The following is a 13,596-nucleotide window of genomic DNA, read 5'->3' as shown; positions in this document are numbered from 1 at the left end:
TGGCTTAAAAATGCCTATCTTGGCAGGTACACAGCCGATACTAAAATGGAAAGAGCGAAATTGTTGAATGCGATTATAGAGAACGCAATTGATGGAATTATTACCATCGACGAATTTGGGATAATTGAACATATTAATCCGTCAGCGCTTACGCTTTTTGGCTTCGATCGTAAGGAACTTGTAGGTAAAAATGTGTCTGTTTTAATGCCACAACCCGACAAGGAAAGGCATGACCAATATATCGCAAATTATCGTCATAGTGGGCATGCGCACATTATTGGTATTGGTAGAGAAGTGGTAGGGCAACGTAAAGATGGTTCTCGTTTTCCATTTAGACTAGGCGTAAGTGAAGTAAAGTTTTCTGATAGAAGGATTTTTACCGGTTTTATTCATGACTTGAGTAGGCAGAAAGAGGATGAACTTAAGATTAAAAGTTACACCGAAGAACTGGAACTTAAGATTAAGGAACGCACACAAGACCTAATCAAATCTATTAACGAATTAGAAACTGCGAAAGAGCATGTAAGTGCATTATTTGAGAAGGAAAAGGAGCTTAATCAATTGAAAACTAGATTTGTATCTATGGCTTCTCACGAGTTTAGAACACCTTTAAGCTCTATCCAGTTATCGGCATCATTGATAGATAAATACAGTACTAAAAGTGACGTAGCAAATGTAGAAAAGCATACGATGAAAATCAAAAATGCTATTAATAACTTGACTACCATTTTAAACGATTTTCTATCATTAGAAAAACTAGAAGCCGGAAAAGTAGAGCCTAATGCCAATTCGTTTAACATTATTGCCTTTGCCGAAGAAATAGCCGAAGAGATGCAGTTAATTAGTAAGCAAAACCAACTCATTGTTTACGAGCATACGGGAACCAGTGCGCAGGTGTTTTTAGACAATAATTTGCTGAAAAATTGTATCATCAACTTAATCTCTAATGCCATTAAGTATTCTGGAGAAAATACCATGATACAATTCAATACCAAGTTGAAGGAAAACGAATTGGTTGTAGAAGTGAAAGACAACGGAATTGGTATCCCAGAACTGGATAAAGTAAATCTCTTTGAGCCGTTTTTTAGAGCTCATAATACAGGAGATATCCCTGGTACTGGCTTGGGATTGAATATAGTAAAAAGATATGTCGGTTTAATGAATGGTACTGTTACCTGCCAAACCGAACAAAATAAAGGAACTACATTTACCTTACATTTTAATTTTAACCAAAAGTAAAAGCGCAATGAAAAAAGTTTTAGTAATTGAAGATAACGATGATATTAGAGAAGGTACGGTTGAAGTATTGGAATTGGCAGGTTACGAAGCCATTTCCGCAAAAAATGGAAAGTTAGGTGTAGAATTGGCTTTAAGTTCGTCACCAGATATTATTTTGTGTGATATCATGATGCCTGAATTAGATGGCTACGGCGTACTTTATTTGTTGAGCAAGAATCCTAAGTTGGCCAATATCCCTTTTATTTTTATGACGGCAAAAGCTGAAAGAGCAGATATGCGTAAGGGAATGGAAATGGGAGCTGACGATTATTTAACCAAGCCTTTTGATGATTTAGAGTTGTTCAATGCCATCGAAAGTAGGTTGAAAAAGAAAAGTCAAACGGTAGGTTTTAAAGCAGCACCTAAAGACTTGCAAACCATTTTTGCTGAATTAAAGCAGAAAGGAAAGGGCAGAAGTTATGCCAATAAACAGGTGATTTATGTAGAAAATGACGAACCTAATTATCTGTACTACATTAAAAGTGGTCAGGTAAAAACCTATAAACGTTTTAAAGATGGTAGAGAACTGTCTTCAAATATTTTTAAAGATGGGGAGTTTTTTGGTTATGAGAGTTTGTGTTGTGGTGTAACTTATGCAGATAATGCAGCTACTTTGGCGGATACTGAGCTGGTGCTTGTGCCTAAACCCGATTTTATGGATGCACTATTCAACCATCAGGAAATGGCTACCGCGTTTATAGAATTATTATCTGGTAATATCCGTTTTAAGGAAGACCAGATGTTGAAGTTAGCTTATTTCTCGGTGAGAAAAAGGGTAGCAGAAGCTTTGGTTCAGTTGGCTAGAAAATTTACCAAACCTGAAGAAGACAGTTGCACCTTAAGAATTTCTAGAGATGATTTAGCTGCTTTTGTAGGCACGGCTAGTGAAACCGTAAGCCGTATGTTGGCAGATTTTAAAGAAGAGAAATTGATTGAGAAGCACGGCAATGCTATTTATATTGTTTCAATAGATAAATTGAGCCAGATTAAGCAATAGTTTGGCGGTTTTGTACATAAAAAAGCCTTTCTTGATTTCAAGAAAGGCTTTTTTATGTAATCTTTCGACTAGTGTTTTACAGTTGTATCAACAACAGTAGTGTCAGTAGTAGTTTTAACAACTGTATCAGTTACTGTAGTATCAGCAGTGATAGTAGTATCAGCACCTACAGTATCAGTACCTTCTGATTTGTTCTCAGATGAACAAGCAACTACAGTTAAAGATAATGCTAAAGCTAAAAAGCCGAATTTGAATAAGTTTTTCATGTTTTTAATTTGTTTTTAATTGCGATGAAGCTTTCCGATAAATCGGAAAATTTCATTTTAATTTTCTGATTAAATAATTAATTAATTTTACTCTTAATGCCGCAAAGGTAAAAAGGTAACCCCAAGTTTTGAAAAAAAGTTAAAATATTTTTTCTGCGGTTTTTTAGGTTACTATTTTATGCTTTAGGTATTAAAAAAGGAAGTTTTTTGTACAGGTTTGTGTTTTATAAACCCGATTGCAGCGATATACTTTTTGTTTTGTCAGCCTGAGCTTGTCGAAGGGTTTTTGTAAACAGATGCTTCTACAGGCTCAGCATGACAATAAATTAGAGAGCAGTGCCAAACAAAAAGATAGAAGTGGAAAGCGGGACTATACTTAAATAAGTAGTAGTACATTTGCTTTTCGAAAACATAGATACAATGCCTCAATGCAGGTCTTTTATTTTTTTGATTATTATTGGGTTACCATTTGAATTTAATTGTATTAATAAGTGAGTATAAAGATTAGCAGTTCGTTACCAACAGATAGAGAAGTTGTTTTAGGCATACTCAATGACTCGGTAGAGGCTTTAAATAAATTGTATGTTTCCTATTTTCCAATGGTGTTACAGTTTATTTTAAATAATAATGGTGATGAAGATGATGCGAAAGATGTTTACCAAGAGACCATTATTGTTCTTTATAATAAGATAAAAAGCGGAAGCTTTGAGTTGAGCAGTAAGTTGAAAACCTATATTTATTCGGTAAGTAGAAGGATTTGGCTTAAGAAACTGGCGCAACATAGTAAGAAAACAAGCAATATCGCCGATTTCGAGGATGTGTTGATTGTGGAAGAAGATATGGAGCAGCATGAACAGAAGGACATGCAGTTCGATAAAATGAAAGAGGCATTGGAAAGTTTGGGCGAGCCTTGCAAAACGATAATTGAGGATTTTTATATCAACAATCAATCGATGCAAGACATTTGTGAGAAGTTTGGTTATACCAATGCCGATAATGCAAAAACACAGAAATACAAGTGTTTGCAAAGGTTAAAGAAATTATTTTTTCAGTTATAGGAGATGAGACAAGATTTAGAATTAGAGGCTATTATTGAAGATTACCTAAATGGCAAATTAACGCCAGAGGAGCATGCTGCATTTGAACAATTGCGCAATAATGACCCGATTGTGGATCATAAGGTGGTTGCACATAAAGTTTTTTTGGAATCGATGGCGCAGTATGCAAATATCGTTAAGCTAAAAGAACAAATGGATGCGGCACATGCTCACATTGATGTGGCTTCTTTGACAGAAGAGTTGAAACCTCATCCTTCTAAATTGGTTAGATTGTGGCGCAGCAATAGATCTGCAGTGGCTATTGCGGCTTCATTTATCTTGTTAGCAATGGTTTCTTTATATTCTATACAGAATAACAATAAGCAAGCTGGTACTTTTGAGGCAATGAGCCAAGATATGGCGCAAATCAAGCGTTCTCAAAGTGGTTTAATTAGAGATATCAAATCTATAAAAACGGATAATAAAGGTGCCAAAGGCGAAAATAGACCTCGCTTCGGTGGTTCTGGTTTTGCAATTTCTGGTAATGGCTATATTGTAACCAATTATCACGTTGTTCGCGGTGCGGATTCTATTCATGTGCAAAATGGTAAAGGATCTTATAAAGTACAATCTGTTTACACTGATCCTGTAAATGATATTGCCATCTTAAAAATCAATGATAAAGCATTTGAAAACTTAGCATCATTACCTTACACGATCAAAAAAGGAGCTTCTAGTTTAGGTGAATCTGTATTTACCTTAGGTTTCCCTAAAGATGATATTGTTTTAGGTGATGGTTATGTAAGTTCTAAAAATGGTATCAACGGAGATACTTTAGCTTATCAAGTGGCTATTCCAGTAAACCCAGGTAACAGTGGAGGACCTTTATTAGATAACAGTGGTAATATTGTAGGTATTATTAATGGTAAAGAAAACAAAACCGACGGTGCTACTTTTGCGGTAAAATCAAAATACATCATGGAAGCCTTAAATGCTATTCCACAAGATTCTTTAAGCAAAAGAGTTTCTTACGGTAAAAAAAGTTTGTTAAGAGGCTTGAAACGTAATAAGCAAGTAGAAAAAATGCAAGATTATGTATTCATGATTAAAGTTTATAATAACAATTAGTCTTTAAATAATTAAGGTAAGCCCCGAAACATTTAGTTGTATTCGGGGTTTTTCTTGTTATACCTGCTTGCCACAGATGCACAAATAGATTTGCTTAAGTATTTGTGTTGAAGATAATCATGTTATTAAATAAATATCTGTGCATCTGTGGCTAACTAACTATATTTAACAATGGAATTTGGAAGAGTAGAACCCAACGAAATAAATAATATCGAATTTACATTGCCGCCAGACGGACAACAAACCCAGCTCACTTTAAAGGGGAATAAAGTTGAGCATCCTAAATTTTTTGTAGGCTGCGCCAAATGGGGTAGAAAAGAATGGGTGAATTTGATCTATCCTCCAAAAACTAAAGAAAAGGACTTCTTGGCTGAATATGTAAAGCATTTTAATTCTATTGAGTTAAATGCCGTTTTCTATGGAATTCCTAAAGAAGAACAGATTATTAAATGGAGAGAGATGGCAGAACAACGAGAAGATTTCCTTTTCTGTCCGAAGTTTTCTAGAGCCATTACCCACATCAAAAGATTAAATAATGCTCAGGTTGAAACTGATTTGTATCTCAAGTCCATCAGTGCATTTGGAGATAAATTGGGCCCGTGTTTTTTACAGCTGGGCGATAATTTTGGGCCAAAGAATTTGCCTATCTTACAACAGTACCTAGAAGCTTTACCTCGTGATTTCAATTTGTTCCTAGAAGTCCGTCATCAAGACTGGTTTGCTAACCCAGATGATAGGAAGGCGTTATTTTCTTTGTTAGGCGATTTAAAGGTTGGTGCTGCAATTACGGACGCTAGCGGAAGAAGAGATTGTATTCACATGGAATTACCAACGCCAAAAGCATTTATTCGTTTTGTAGGTAACGGAGGCAAGTTCCTAGAAAGTTCTGATAAAAAGAGGGTAGACGATTGGATTGAAAGATTAGCGCAGTGGTTGGATAAAGGTTTAGAAGAAGTTTATTTCTTTTTGCACCAACACGATGAAAGCGATACACCAATCATTGCAGATTATACCATCGAAAAGTTCAATCAAAAACTAGGAAGTAAATTACCTCGTATCAATTTTTTAGGAACGCAAGGTGGTTTGTTTGGCTAACTGGTTTTTAGCTGGTTGTCTAAATCATGTTGATTTCGTAAATTGTAAAAAATAAATAATCAATTTTCATTTAAAGAATAACACTATGAGTATAAGAATAGGGGATATTGCTCCAAATTTTAAGGCTACAACGTCTATCGGTGAAATAGACTTTTATGAATATTTAGGTGATAGTTGGGGAGTTTTGTTTTCGCATCCAGCAGATTATACACCCGTTTGCACCACAGAATTAGGTAGAACAGCTGCGCTAAAAGGCGAATTCAATCAAAGAAATGTCAAAGTTTTGGCTTTAAGTGTTGATCCTGTTGAGTCGCATTTAGGTTGGATTAAAGATATTAACGAAACGCAAAACACGGAAGTTGATTTCCCTATCATTGCAGATTCGGATAAAACAGTTGCGAATTTATATGATATGATTCATCCGAATGCTTCCGAAACTTTAACTGTTCGTTCATTGTTCGTAATTGGTCCTGATAAGAAAGTGAAATTAATCATTACTTATCCCGCTTCAACAGGTAGAAATTTTAATGAAGTTTTAAGAGTTATAGATTCATTACAACTTACCGCAAATTATAGTGTGGCTACACCTGCAGATTGGAAAGATGGTGAAGATGTAATTGTGGTAAACAGCATCAAAACTGAGGATATTCCAGCTAAGTTTCCAAAGGGACACAAAGTTATTAAGCCTTATTTAAGGACTACTCCTCAGCCGAATAAATAATACATAAACTATTGATTGTTAATTATAATTCATTAGATTTACTTTAATTAGCAATTAAAAATTAAAATTATAGAACTAAATGAGTACCGGAAAAGTAAAATGGTTTAACACCGAGAAAGGTTATGGGTTCATCTCTCATGACGCTGGCAAAGAAATTTTTGTACATTTTAAAGATGTAGAAGGTGGCATTAATGGAATAAAAGAAAATGATGAAGTGGAATTTGAAGTAGCTGAAGGTAAAAAAGGACCACAAGCTGTGAAAGTAAGAAGAGCTTAATTATTCAATCATATGTCTAAATAAAAAAGTCCCGAATCAATTCGGGACTTTTTTATTTGAGGGTTCTTAGTAGTTGAGTACCTTGATTTCGGTTCTTCTATTTGTCTGATGCTCTTCATCTGAACAGTTGACGCCGTTGCTACAACGGTTTACTAATTTTGTTTCTCCGTATCCTTTAGCTGCTAGTCTGCTTTTTTCAATTCCGTTTGCTACCAGATAATGTACAGCAGCTTCTGCACGTTGTTGTGATAGCTTTCTATTGTAGGCATCGTTACCACGACTATCCGTGTGCGATGAAAGTTCAATTTTTAATGATGGGTTTTGCTTCATGATGGATACTACATTGTCAAGTATCATCGCGGCATCTGTACGAATGTTTGATTTGTCGAAATCGTATAAAATGTTTTTCAATACCCATTGACTGCCAGTAGCTAATTCGCAAACTCCTAATTTTAAGGTTACATATAATGTTTTGCTACGGTCTAATCCTTTGGTCGTAATCAATTCTGTTTGAGAGTATCTACCTTGATGGTTAGCTACTACGGTAAAATCTGATTGGGCATCTAATTGATAAATGAATTTGCCTTGTGTATCAGATATTTGTCCGATGTTATTTTTGGTAATGGTATTAGTTAAAACGGTATTGATACTAGCTAAGTTAGATCCTTTTACACAATCAAAAGTCTCTCCAACCAAAGTAAATCTAGGGTCGTCGTGATAAATTTCTTTAAAAATTACGGCAGAGCTAGTTTTAAAGTCTTCATCAGTTAAAGTAAGTAAGGTGGTTTTGATGCCGTTTTTCTCCCCTACAATTTGATAGTTGCCAGGTTGAACGCTTACTATTTTTTGCGCCTGTCCGTCAACGTCGGTAATAGATTTTTCGGCGATACTGCCTCCATTTACGCTTACAGTTACACCACTTAGTGCTAAACCTGTTTGCTTATCTTTTACTACAATTTGTAAGTCTTTTTTAGCTATTTGAGCTTTAACAGCAGGTACTGGTTCAGTTTTAATTGGCTCAGCTGCTTTTTTAGTTTTTCCAAGTACGAATTTGATACCAGCACCAGCATTAATACTTTTATGTAATGTATTTTCTTGCGCTTTAACTTCATTGTAATGATCCAATATTCCGTTTTTAATACCAACCGCTGGATCAATAGGAGTATGTTCTACATTTCTTTCGATAGTAAATCTACTCGGCTTATTTCCGAAGGTAGTACCAAAAGTTTGTACATAATCAACATGCGCAAATAATGCAATTTTAGGACTAATCATGTAATTCAACCTTAGGCCCCCAACTCCAGCCCAGCTATTAGCTTTATTGCTGGCATCATTAACCGTAGATTTAATATGTAAATCCTAGTAACATTAATGCAAGTGAAAATCTTTTCATAACTTCTTATTTTTCGTTTAACATTCTGTTCTAAACTTGTCGTCCAGTGATGACGAGGTTTAATAGCTAATCAATAAGAAATGAAAAATGTTACCCTTGTTAGTTCGAAAGAAATAACCGTAGCAATAAAATATGATGTTTTTATAAGCCTTGAGCTAAGTTTATTATAAAAAAAAACGCAGACATATTTTTAAAATATGTCTGCGAAAATTAAAATAATTTGTGATATGTTAAGCTTTTACTTCCTGAATCATTTTTAGAAGTTCTGCTAAATCTTTTGCAACAATGTCAGGCTTTATCAAAGATTGTTGTATGTCTATAGTTGTAGCTTCGCCCGATAAAACCAAAACTCCCAAAGCTCCTGCATTTTTCGCCATTTGTACATCGGTGTAGATTCTATCGCCTACCATCGCAATTTCATCGGGTTTCAAATTGTATTTATGAATAATTCCGTCCAACATTCCTGGATCTGGTTTGCCAATAACAACATCTGGTAGTCTTTTGGTAGCGCCTTCAATGCAAGCACAAATAGAACCACAATCTACTAGGATGTTAGGCTGGTCTGTAGGGCAAACCCAATCTGGATTAGTAGCAAAATAAGGCAATTGCTGACTAGCCCAGTAAGCCGCCCTACACAGCCTAGAATAGATTAATGAAGTGTCAAAACCTACAACGAGTGCATCTGGTTTGTCATTGGCATTTTCTGTTGTAGAAATAAAACCAGCATCTTCAAACTCGTTAATCATACTTGGAGTACCCAAAATGAATAACTTTTTAATAGTTGGATGGTGGTTTTTGAGGTGATTTATGGTAGCCATGGCAGAAGTATACATTTCTTCCTTCGTGGCCGAAATACCCATTTCTTGTAAGTGCTGTAGGTAATCTTCGGTACTTTTAGATGGATTATTAGTTAAGAAAGAATACCCAATACCTTGAGCCTTTAATTGCTTTAAAAAATCGTTAGTAAATGGAAATAGTGTACTGCCGTTGTAAATGGTGCCATCCATATCCAGAGCAAAATGTTTAATATGTTTTAATTGTTCTTTAATATCTTGAGTAACTGTCATTCTTATTAATCTACTTTTGTTTCTAATTCATCATATCCGTGCGCCTTAGCTTTCCACATTAGAGCAAAAATGAGTACACATAGTATCGCCATACCTATCATCATCATGAAAACATAATCCCATGCATTTCCTGGTTGAGTTTTGCTGAGTACATCTACCATATATCCAACACCTACACCTGAAACTAATCCGCTTGCATAACCGAATAAACCAGTTAAACCGTTGGCGGTAGCTGCAGCTCTATTGGTGGCTTGGTTGGCTGCCGCGATGCCTATAAGTGCTTGTGGACCATAAATAAAGAAGCCACACATCGCTAAAACTATAATCATCACCCATTGGGGACTTTCATTTGGTAGGTATAAAAAAATTGTCATAAATACCGCTACACCTATCATGCAATAAAGTGAAGTACGATGTGCTTTACCAGCTAGATATTTATCTGTTAACCAGCCAGCTGCGAGCATTCCTAAGATTCCGAAAATCTCGAATACAGCCACTGTCCAACCAGCATTGCTTAAGGTCATTCCATGTGCTTCTTTAAGGAAAGTTGGTCCCCAATCCAACACAGCAAAACGCACTACATAAACGAAGAAATTAGCAATTCCTAAAATCCAAATCCATTTATTGCGATATACATGTTTGCTAACAAATGCTCTAAACTCTGCAGACGATTCTTTGCCTTTTTTGTGAGTTTTATGAAGTTCTGGTAACCCAACAGAAGAAGGTGTATCTCTCAATCCAATAAATAATCCTAAAGAACCAACTAAGGCGATGGCAGCTGGAATCCAAAAACACCATTTCCAAGCACCGTAATGCGAAGCCGATTCGATTACGCTTTGCATTTTTTCGGTATCAGCCATATCTACTTTTAAATTAGCCGCAATAGAGGCAACTATTTCTGGGTTATTGCTCATATTAGTGCCCATAGAACCCATAATGTAGCCCGCAAGAATAGCAACCAAGGCAGCGCCGATAGAATGTGACGTATTCCAAACCGACATTTTTGTAGCCAATTCATTTTGAGGTATCCAATGTGTCAGTAAACGAGCTACTGGCGGGAAACCACTTCCTTGAATTAGATTGTTGACAATTAGAATGATACCGAATATAAGTACCATGGTGTTGGTAAACATGGGTCCACTAGTTTCACCGGTAAATAAAGCACTTAAGTCTGTGCCCCAACCGAATGAAAAATTGGCAACTGCACATAAAAAAAGGCCAATAGACATATGATAGCGAGCGTTTACTCTATCAGCAAGCACGCCATTGAGAAACCTTGATACGCCATACACAATCGTCACCAAAGTCATGATTATACCGAAACTTGTTTTTGTGATTCCAAACTCCGCAGTTAGGCCCGGAATAGCAAAAGAAAAGTTCTTACGCACAAAGTAGAATAAGGCGTAACCAATCATGGTAACTACAATCGTTCGCGTTTGCCAATATTTAAATAGCTTTTTTGCTGGCTCTTCTTGGCTGTTTGTTTGTTGGTTCATTTTTGATATTAATTCTATATCTCAATTGCCAAATAAACTATTTTTAAAATAATAAAACAAATTAAAAGTTTAAAAATAACATTATGAAACTTTTGGATTAACATAATTGAAAGGGGGATTCATAAAAAAAGCGCCAATTGGCGCTCAAAATATGAAGTTTTATAAAATAATAATTTAGCTAGTACAGTAATTACTTTTGAATTCTGCAGACATTTCTTCTGTAATCCTGATAATGTCATCTGCTTCGTTGGAGTTGTTGTACACTAAGTGCTGGCAAGTTTCTTTATAAGGTAGAAGATATTCTTTATAAGCTGGCATTACATGATTATGCCATTTGTATAGCACATCATCTTCTGGGTAGCCACGCTCAATTCCATCTCTTTGTATTCTTCTTTCAAGAGCGATACTTTCATCCGCTTCAATAAAGATTTTATAATCAATTAGCTTATGAATTTCTTCGAAATGAAGAATGAAAAGCCCTTCAACAATAATAATGGGAGCGGGGTGTATTTCTAAAATCTTAGTTACCGCTAAAGGATTGTTAAAATTATACTCTTTTTTATAAACCGTTTCTCCACTAATCAATTTTTTGATATCTAGTAAAAACTGTTGGTCATCAATAGTGCTTGGAAGGTCAAAGTTGTATAGTTTATTTTCTTCCTGCGTCATTTCTCCAGCAGGAATATAATAGTCATCTTGCGATACCAAGGTTACTTCATCAGTTTTAAAATGATGAAGAAAACTATGCAAGAAAAAGGTTTTGCCAGAGCCACTTCCTCCAGCGATACCGATAATTACGGGCTTATTATTTTTCATTATCTTTTGGTCCGTAGATTAAGTTACAGAAAAAGCGTTTATCTAATGCACCAACGGCATCAGCTACAGCTTTAGTCATTACAATGATTACGTCCTTTGTAGTTTCATTTTCGGTAAATTTGCCAACCACCTTTGCAAAGGTAGAACGATTAGTCATTGGGTTGGTAATTTGTATAATTGTGCCCACAGGAGCAGTGCGATGTAAAATCAGCATTTTGTTGGGGTCTAAATCTGGGTCGCTAATCCAAACTCCAGTACCTTTTTCCTCAATTTTGTTTAAACCGTACACTGCTGCAGGTCTTTTAAGGTTTGGGTTTTTTAACGTTTCTGGGCTCTCCGAAGGTTCATCATCATTGTTAGTAGCTACAGTTGGAGTAACTGCTGTAGGTTTTTCTCCTTTGATAATCAATTTTTGTCCAACAGTTAAATCATTTGAAGCAAGATTGTTGAAGTTTTTCAATTGATAGGTTGTCAACTGATATTTCTGAGCAATTGAATAAATGGTTTCTCCAGTAGCTACTACATGCTCGAAAGATGGGTCAGTTTTTGAAACTGAAGGCTTAGCAACTGGGATTGTTTTTGTTTCTACCGGTTTGCTAGGTATTGGTGTCGTCACAACGTTATCTGCTGGCTGTTCGCCTTTTACAGGTATTTTTAGTGTCTGTCCAATGCTCAAATTGTTCGAGCTTAAGCCATTCAATTCTTTCAGCTCTTCAACTGTAACTCCATACTGTTTAGCAATTACACCTAGGTATTCTTTAGGTTTAACTGTATGTTCCGTTACTGCGTTAGGCGTAGAAGTTGTTATTGGTGTCGAAACAGTTTGTACTGGAACTGTAGTATTAGGCTTCTGATTAGCAGTTTTAGGATTAGCTCCATCTGCTTTGGTAAAAGGAATTCTTAAAACCTGCCCAACCTGAAGATTACTGCTATTTAAATTATTTAATTTCTTGATTTCTGCTGTGGTAGTCGCAAACTTTTCAGCTATTAAATTCAAATTATCTTTAGCTAAAACAGTGTAATCAAAGAAATTAGTAGCGCTAATGCTTGGAGAATTTCCGATGGGTTTATCTTTGAAAGGAATTTCGGTAGGCACCTTAACAATAGAGCCTATTTGTAAGCTTGCGTTATTATTATAGGTTTGTAACTCTTTTGTACTTACATTGTATCTTCTTGATATAGAGTAGTAAGTTTCTTTAGGGTCTACTTTATGGAGGATGAGTTTTTTCCCCTTATTATTTTCTACCCCGATAGAATCTAGTGGGGTATTGGCATAGGCCGTCGCCGAACCAAAAAGAGCGGTGATTAAAATATATCTTTTTAACATCTAAATTCCTGAATTTTTGGAGGTACAATTATACGAATAATATATAGTATAGCTAACAATGTAATTAAACGGTAAGATTTATTATTCTATTGTACTTAATTACAATTAGCTTCAAACTAATTACAACGAGTTTTGTTAATTTGACACAATCAAAAACATAAAATTATGTCAGCAAAAGAAATAAATTTAAGCGAAAAGCAAGTAAAACCAGTGGTTGATATGTTGAACGAATATTTAGCAAATTACCACATTCACTACCAAAAATTAAGAGGCTGTCATTGGAATATTAAAGGACAAAACTTTTTCACGCTTCATTTGAAGTTTGAAGAACTTTATACCAACGCTCAGTTAACTATCGACGAAATTGCAGAACGTGTACTTACGTTAGGAAAAGCGCCTCATAGTCGTTTTGCAGATTATATCAAAGAATCTACTATCAAAGAAATTGACACAATTGGCTTAGCAGATACTGCAATGGTAGAGGCTGTGCTTGAAGATATGACAAAATTAATAGAATTAGAACGTGATTTGTTAGAGGCTACAGACAAAGCTGGGGATGATGGCTCTAACGATATGGTTAATCGTTTTATGCAATTTAAAGAGAAAACTATCTGGATGTTACGTTCGTTCTTAGGAAAAAAATAAATTCTAATTTTATAATTGGTTAATGTGATGATTAGCTGATTTTATTGAAGCCA

Annotated in this window: 14 protein-coding genes; 8 read left to right on the top strand and 6 right to left on the bottom strand. The window is 35.4% G+C overall.

Features of this window, described 5'->3' with window-relative positions; translation table 11 throughout:
• The first annotated feature begins 45 nt into the window (after positions 1 to 45).
• Positions 46 to 1,239, top strand: coding sequence for a PAS domain-containing sensor histidine kinase (locus tag CRO54_RS05510; RefSeq protein ID WP_097129564.1), 1,194 nt, complete (start codon positions 46 to 48; stop codon positions 1,237 to 1,239).
• 7 nt (positions 1,240 to 1,246) lie between these two features.
• Positions 1,247 to 2,275 (top strand): response regulator, encoded by a 1,029-nt coding sequence (locus CRO54_RS05505; RefSeq protein WP_097129939.1) that lies wholly within the window; start codon positions 1,247 to 1,249, stop codon positions 2,273 to 2,275.
• Positions 2,276 to 2,343: 68 nt separating this feature from the next.
• Here CRO54_RS05505 and CRO54_RS05500 read toward each other — a convergent pair whose 3' ends face one another.
• Positions 2,344 to 2,541, bottom strand: coding sequence for a hypothetical protein (locus CRO54_RS05500; RefSeq protein WP_097129561.1), 198 nt, complete (start codon positions 2,539 to 2,541; stop codon positions 2,344 to 2,346).
• A 491-nt stretch (positions 2,542 to 3,032) separates the two neighbouring features.
• Here CRO54_RS05500 and CRO54_RS05495 point away from each other — a divergent pair, with 491 nt between their 5' ends.
• From CRO54_RS05495 to CRO54_RS05475, 5 genes are all read left to right on the top strand, one after another.
• Complete coding sequence (locus CRO54_RS05495; RefSeq protein WP_097129559.1) at positions 3,033 to 3,599, top strand: RNA polymerase sigma factor; 567 nt, start codon at positions 3,033 to 3,035, stop codon at positions 3,597 to 3,599.
• 3 nt (positions 3,600 to 3,602) lie between these two features.
• A complete protein-coding gene (locus tag CRO54_RS05490) occupies positions 3,603 to 4,706 on the top strand; it encodes a S1 family peptidase (RefSeq protein ID WP_097129556.1) in 1,104 nt (367 codons plus the stop codon).
• 171 nt (positions 4,707 to 4,877) lie between these two features.
• Positions 4,878 to 5,801 carry a DUF72 domain-containing protein gene (locus CRO54_RS05485; RefSeq protein WP_097129554.1) on the top strand — a complete coding sequence of 308 codons (924 nt, stop codon included), beginning with the start codon at positions 4,878 to 4,880 and terminating at the stop codon, positions 5,799 to 5,801.
• A gap of 85 nt (positions 5,802 to 5,886) precedes the next feature.
• Positions 5,887 to 6,522, top strand: coding sequence for a peroxiredoxin (locus CRO54_RS05480; protein WP_097129552.1), 636 nt, complete (start codon positions 5,887 to 5,889; stop codon positions 6,520 to 6,522).
• A 79-nt stretch (positions 6,523 to 6,601) separates the two neighbouring features.
• A complete protein-coding gene (locus CRO54_RS05475) occupies positions 6,602 to 6,799 on the top strand; it encodes a cold-shock protein (protein WP_097129550.1) in 198 nt (65 codons plus the stop codon).
• A gap of 66 nt (positions 6,800 to 6,865) precedes the next feature.
• Here CRO54_RS05475 and CRO54_RS05470 read toward each other — a convergent pair whose 3' ends face one another.
• The 5 genes from CRO54_RS05470 to CRO54_RS05450 all read right to left on the bottom strand — a co-directional run bounded on the left by CRO54_RS05470 (position 6,866) and on the right by CRO54_RS05450 (position 12,898).
• Positions 6,866 to 8,074: an OmpA family protein gene (locus CRO54_RS05470; RefSeq protein WP_097129547.1), complete on the bottom strand. Its 1,209-nt coding sequence runs from the start codon at positions 8,072 to 8,074 to the stop codon at positions 6,866 to 6,868.
• A gap of 348 nt (positions 8,075 to 8,422) precedes the next feature.
• Entirely contained in the window at positions 8,423 to 9,259 is an 837-nt protein-coding gene (locus CRO54_RS05465) for an HAD-IIA family hydrolase (RefSeq protein ID WP_097129545.1), read from the bottom strand.
• 5 nt (positions 9,260 to 9,264) lie between these two features.
• Positions 9,265 to 10,755 carry an MFS transporter gene (locus CRO54_RS05460; protein ID WP_097129543.1) on the bottom strand — a complete coding sequence of 497 codons (1,491 nt, stop codon included), beginning with the start codon at positions 10,753 to 10,755 and terminating at the stop codon, positions 9,265 to 9,267.
• Positions 10,756 to 10,929: 174 nt separating this feature from the next.
• A complete protein-coding gene (locus tag CRO54_RS05455) occupies positions 10,930 to 11,571 on the bottom strand; it encodes a uridine kinase family protein (RefSeq protein ID WP_097129541.1) in 642 nt (213 codons plus the stop codon).
• The gene (locus CRO54_RS05450; protein ID WP_097129539.1) at positions 11,561 to 12,898 is read right to left on the bottom strand and encodes a LysM peptidoglycan-binding domain-containing protein; all 1,338 of its coding nucleotides are present in this window, start codon (positions 12,896 to 12,898) and stop codon (positions 11,561 to 11,563) included. Before CRO54_RS05450 ends, CRO54_RS05455 begins: the two co-directional genes overlap by 11 nt.
• A gap of 165 nt (positions 12,899 to 13,063) precedes the next feature.
• Between CRO54_RS05450 and CRO54_RS05445 the strand changes: the two genes are divergently transcribed.
• Positions 13,064 to 13,543 carry a Dps family protein gene (locus CRO54_RS05445; RefSeq protein WP_097129537.1) on the top strand — a complete coding sequence of 160 codons (480 nt, stop codon included), beginning with the start codon at positions 13,064 to 13,066 and terminating at the stop codon, positions 13,541 to 13,543.
• The last annotated feature ends 53 nt before the right edge of the window (positions 13,544 to 13,596 follow it).

The organism is Pedobacter xixiisoli (genome assembly GCF_900215335.1).
In the GTDB taxonomy this organism is placed as follows: Bacteria; Bacteroidota; Bacteroidia; order Sphingobacteriales; family Sphingobacteriaceae; genus Pedobacter; species Pedobacter xixiisoli.
The sequence above is the reverse complement of the archived record's forward strand: the minus strand, read 5'-3'. Positions and strand labels throughout refer to the sequence as shown.

Excerpts from the sequence above, each read along its gene's own strand:
- CRO54_RS05475 (WP_097129550.1), top strand. The coding sequence starts at position 6,602 with ATGAGTACCGGAAAAGTAAAATGGTTTAACACCGAGAAAGGTTATGGG.
- CRO54_RS05445 (WP_097129537.1), top strand. The coding sequence starts at position 13,064 with ATGTCAGCAAAAGAAATAAATTTAAGCGAAAAGCAAGTAAAACCAGTG.
- CRO54_RS05470 (WP_097129547.1), bottom strand. The coding sequence starts at position 8,074 with ATGATTAGTCCTAAAATTGCATTATTTGCGCATGTTGATTATGTACAA.
- CRO54_RS05490 (WP_097129556.1), top strand. The coding sequence starts at position 3,603 with ATGAGACAAGATTTAGAATTAGAGGCTATTATTGAAGATTACCTAAAT.
- CRO54_RS05455 (WP_097129541.1), bottom strand. The coding sequence starts at position 11,571 with ATGAAAAATAATAAGCCCGTAATTATCGGTATCGCTGGAGGAAGTGGC.
- CRO54_RS05450 (WP_097129539.1), bottom strand. The coding sequence starts at position 12,898 with ATGTTAAAAAGATATATTTTAATCACCGCTCTTTTTGGTTCGGCGACG.
- CRO54_RS05505 (WP_097129939.1), top strand. The coding sequence starts at position 1,247 with ATGAAAAAAGTTTTAGTAATTGAAGATAACGATGATATTAGAGAAGGT.
- CRO54_RS05510 (WP_097129564.1), top strand. The coding sequence starts at position 46 with ATGGAAAGAGCGAAATTGTTGAATGCGATTATAGAGAACGCAATTGAT.
- CRO54_RS05500 (WP_097129561.1), bottom strand. The coding sequence starts at position 2,541 with ATGAAAAACTTATTCAAATTCGGCTTTTTAGCTTTAGCATTATCTTTA.
- CRO54_RS05465 (WP_097129545.1), bottom strand. The coding sequence starts at position 9,259 with ATGACAGTTACTCAAGATATTAAAGAACAATTAAAACATATTAAACAT.
- CRO54_RS05480 (WP_097129552.1), top strand. The coding sequence starts at position 5,887 with ATGAGTATAAGAATAGGGGATATTGCTCCAAATTTTAAGGCTACAACG.
- CRO54_RS05460 (WP_097129543.1), bottom strand. The coding sequence starts at position 10,755 with ATGAACCAACAAACAAACAGCCAAGAAGAGCCAGCAAAAAAGCTATTT.
- CRO54_RS05485 (WP_097129554.1), top strand. The coding sequence starts at position 4,878 with ATGGAATTTGGAAGAGTAGAACCCAACGAAATAAATAATATCGAATTT.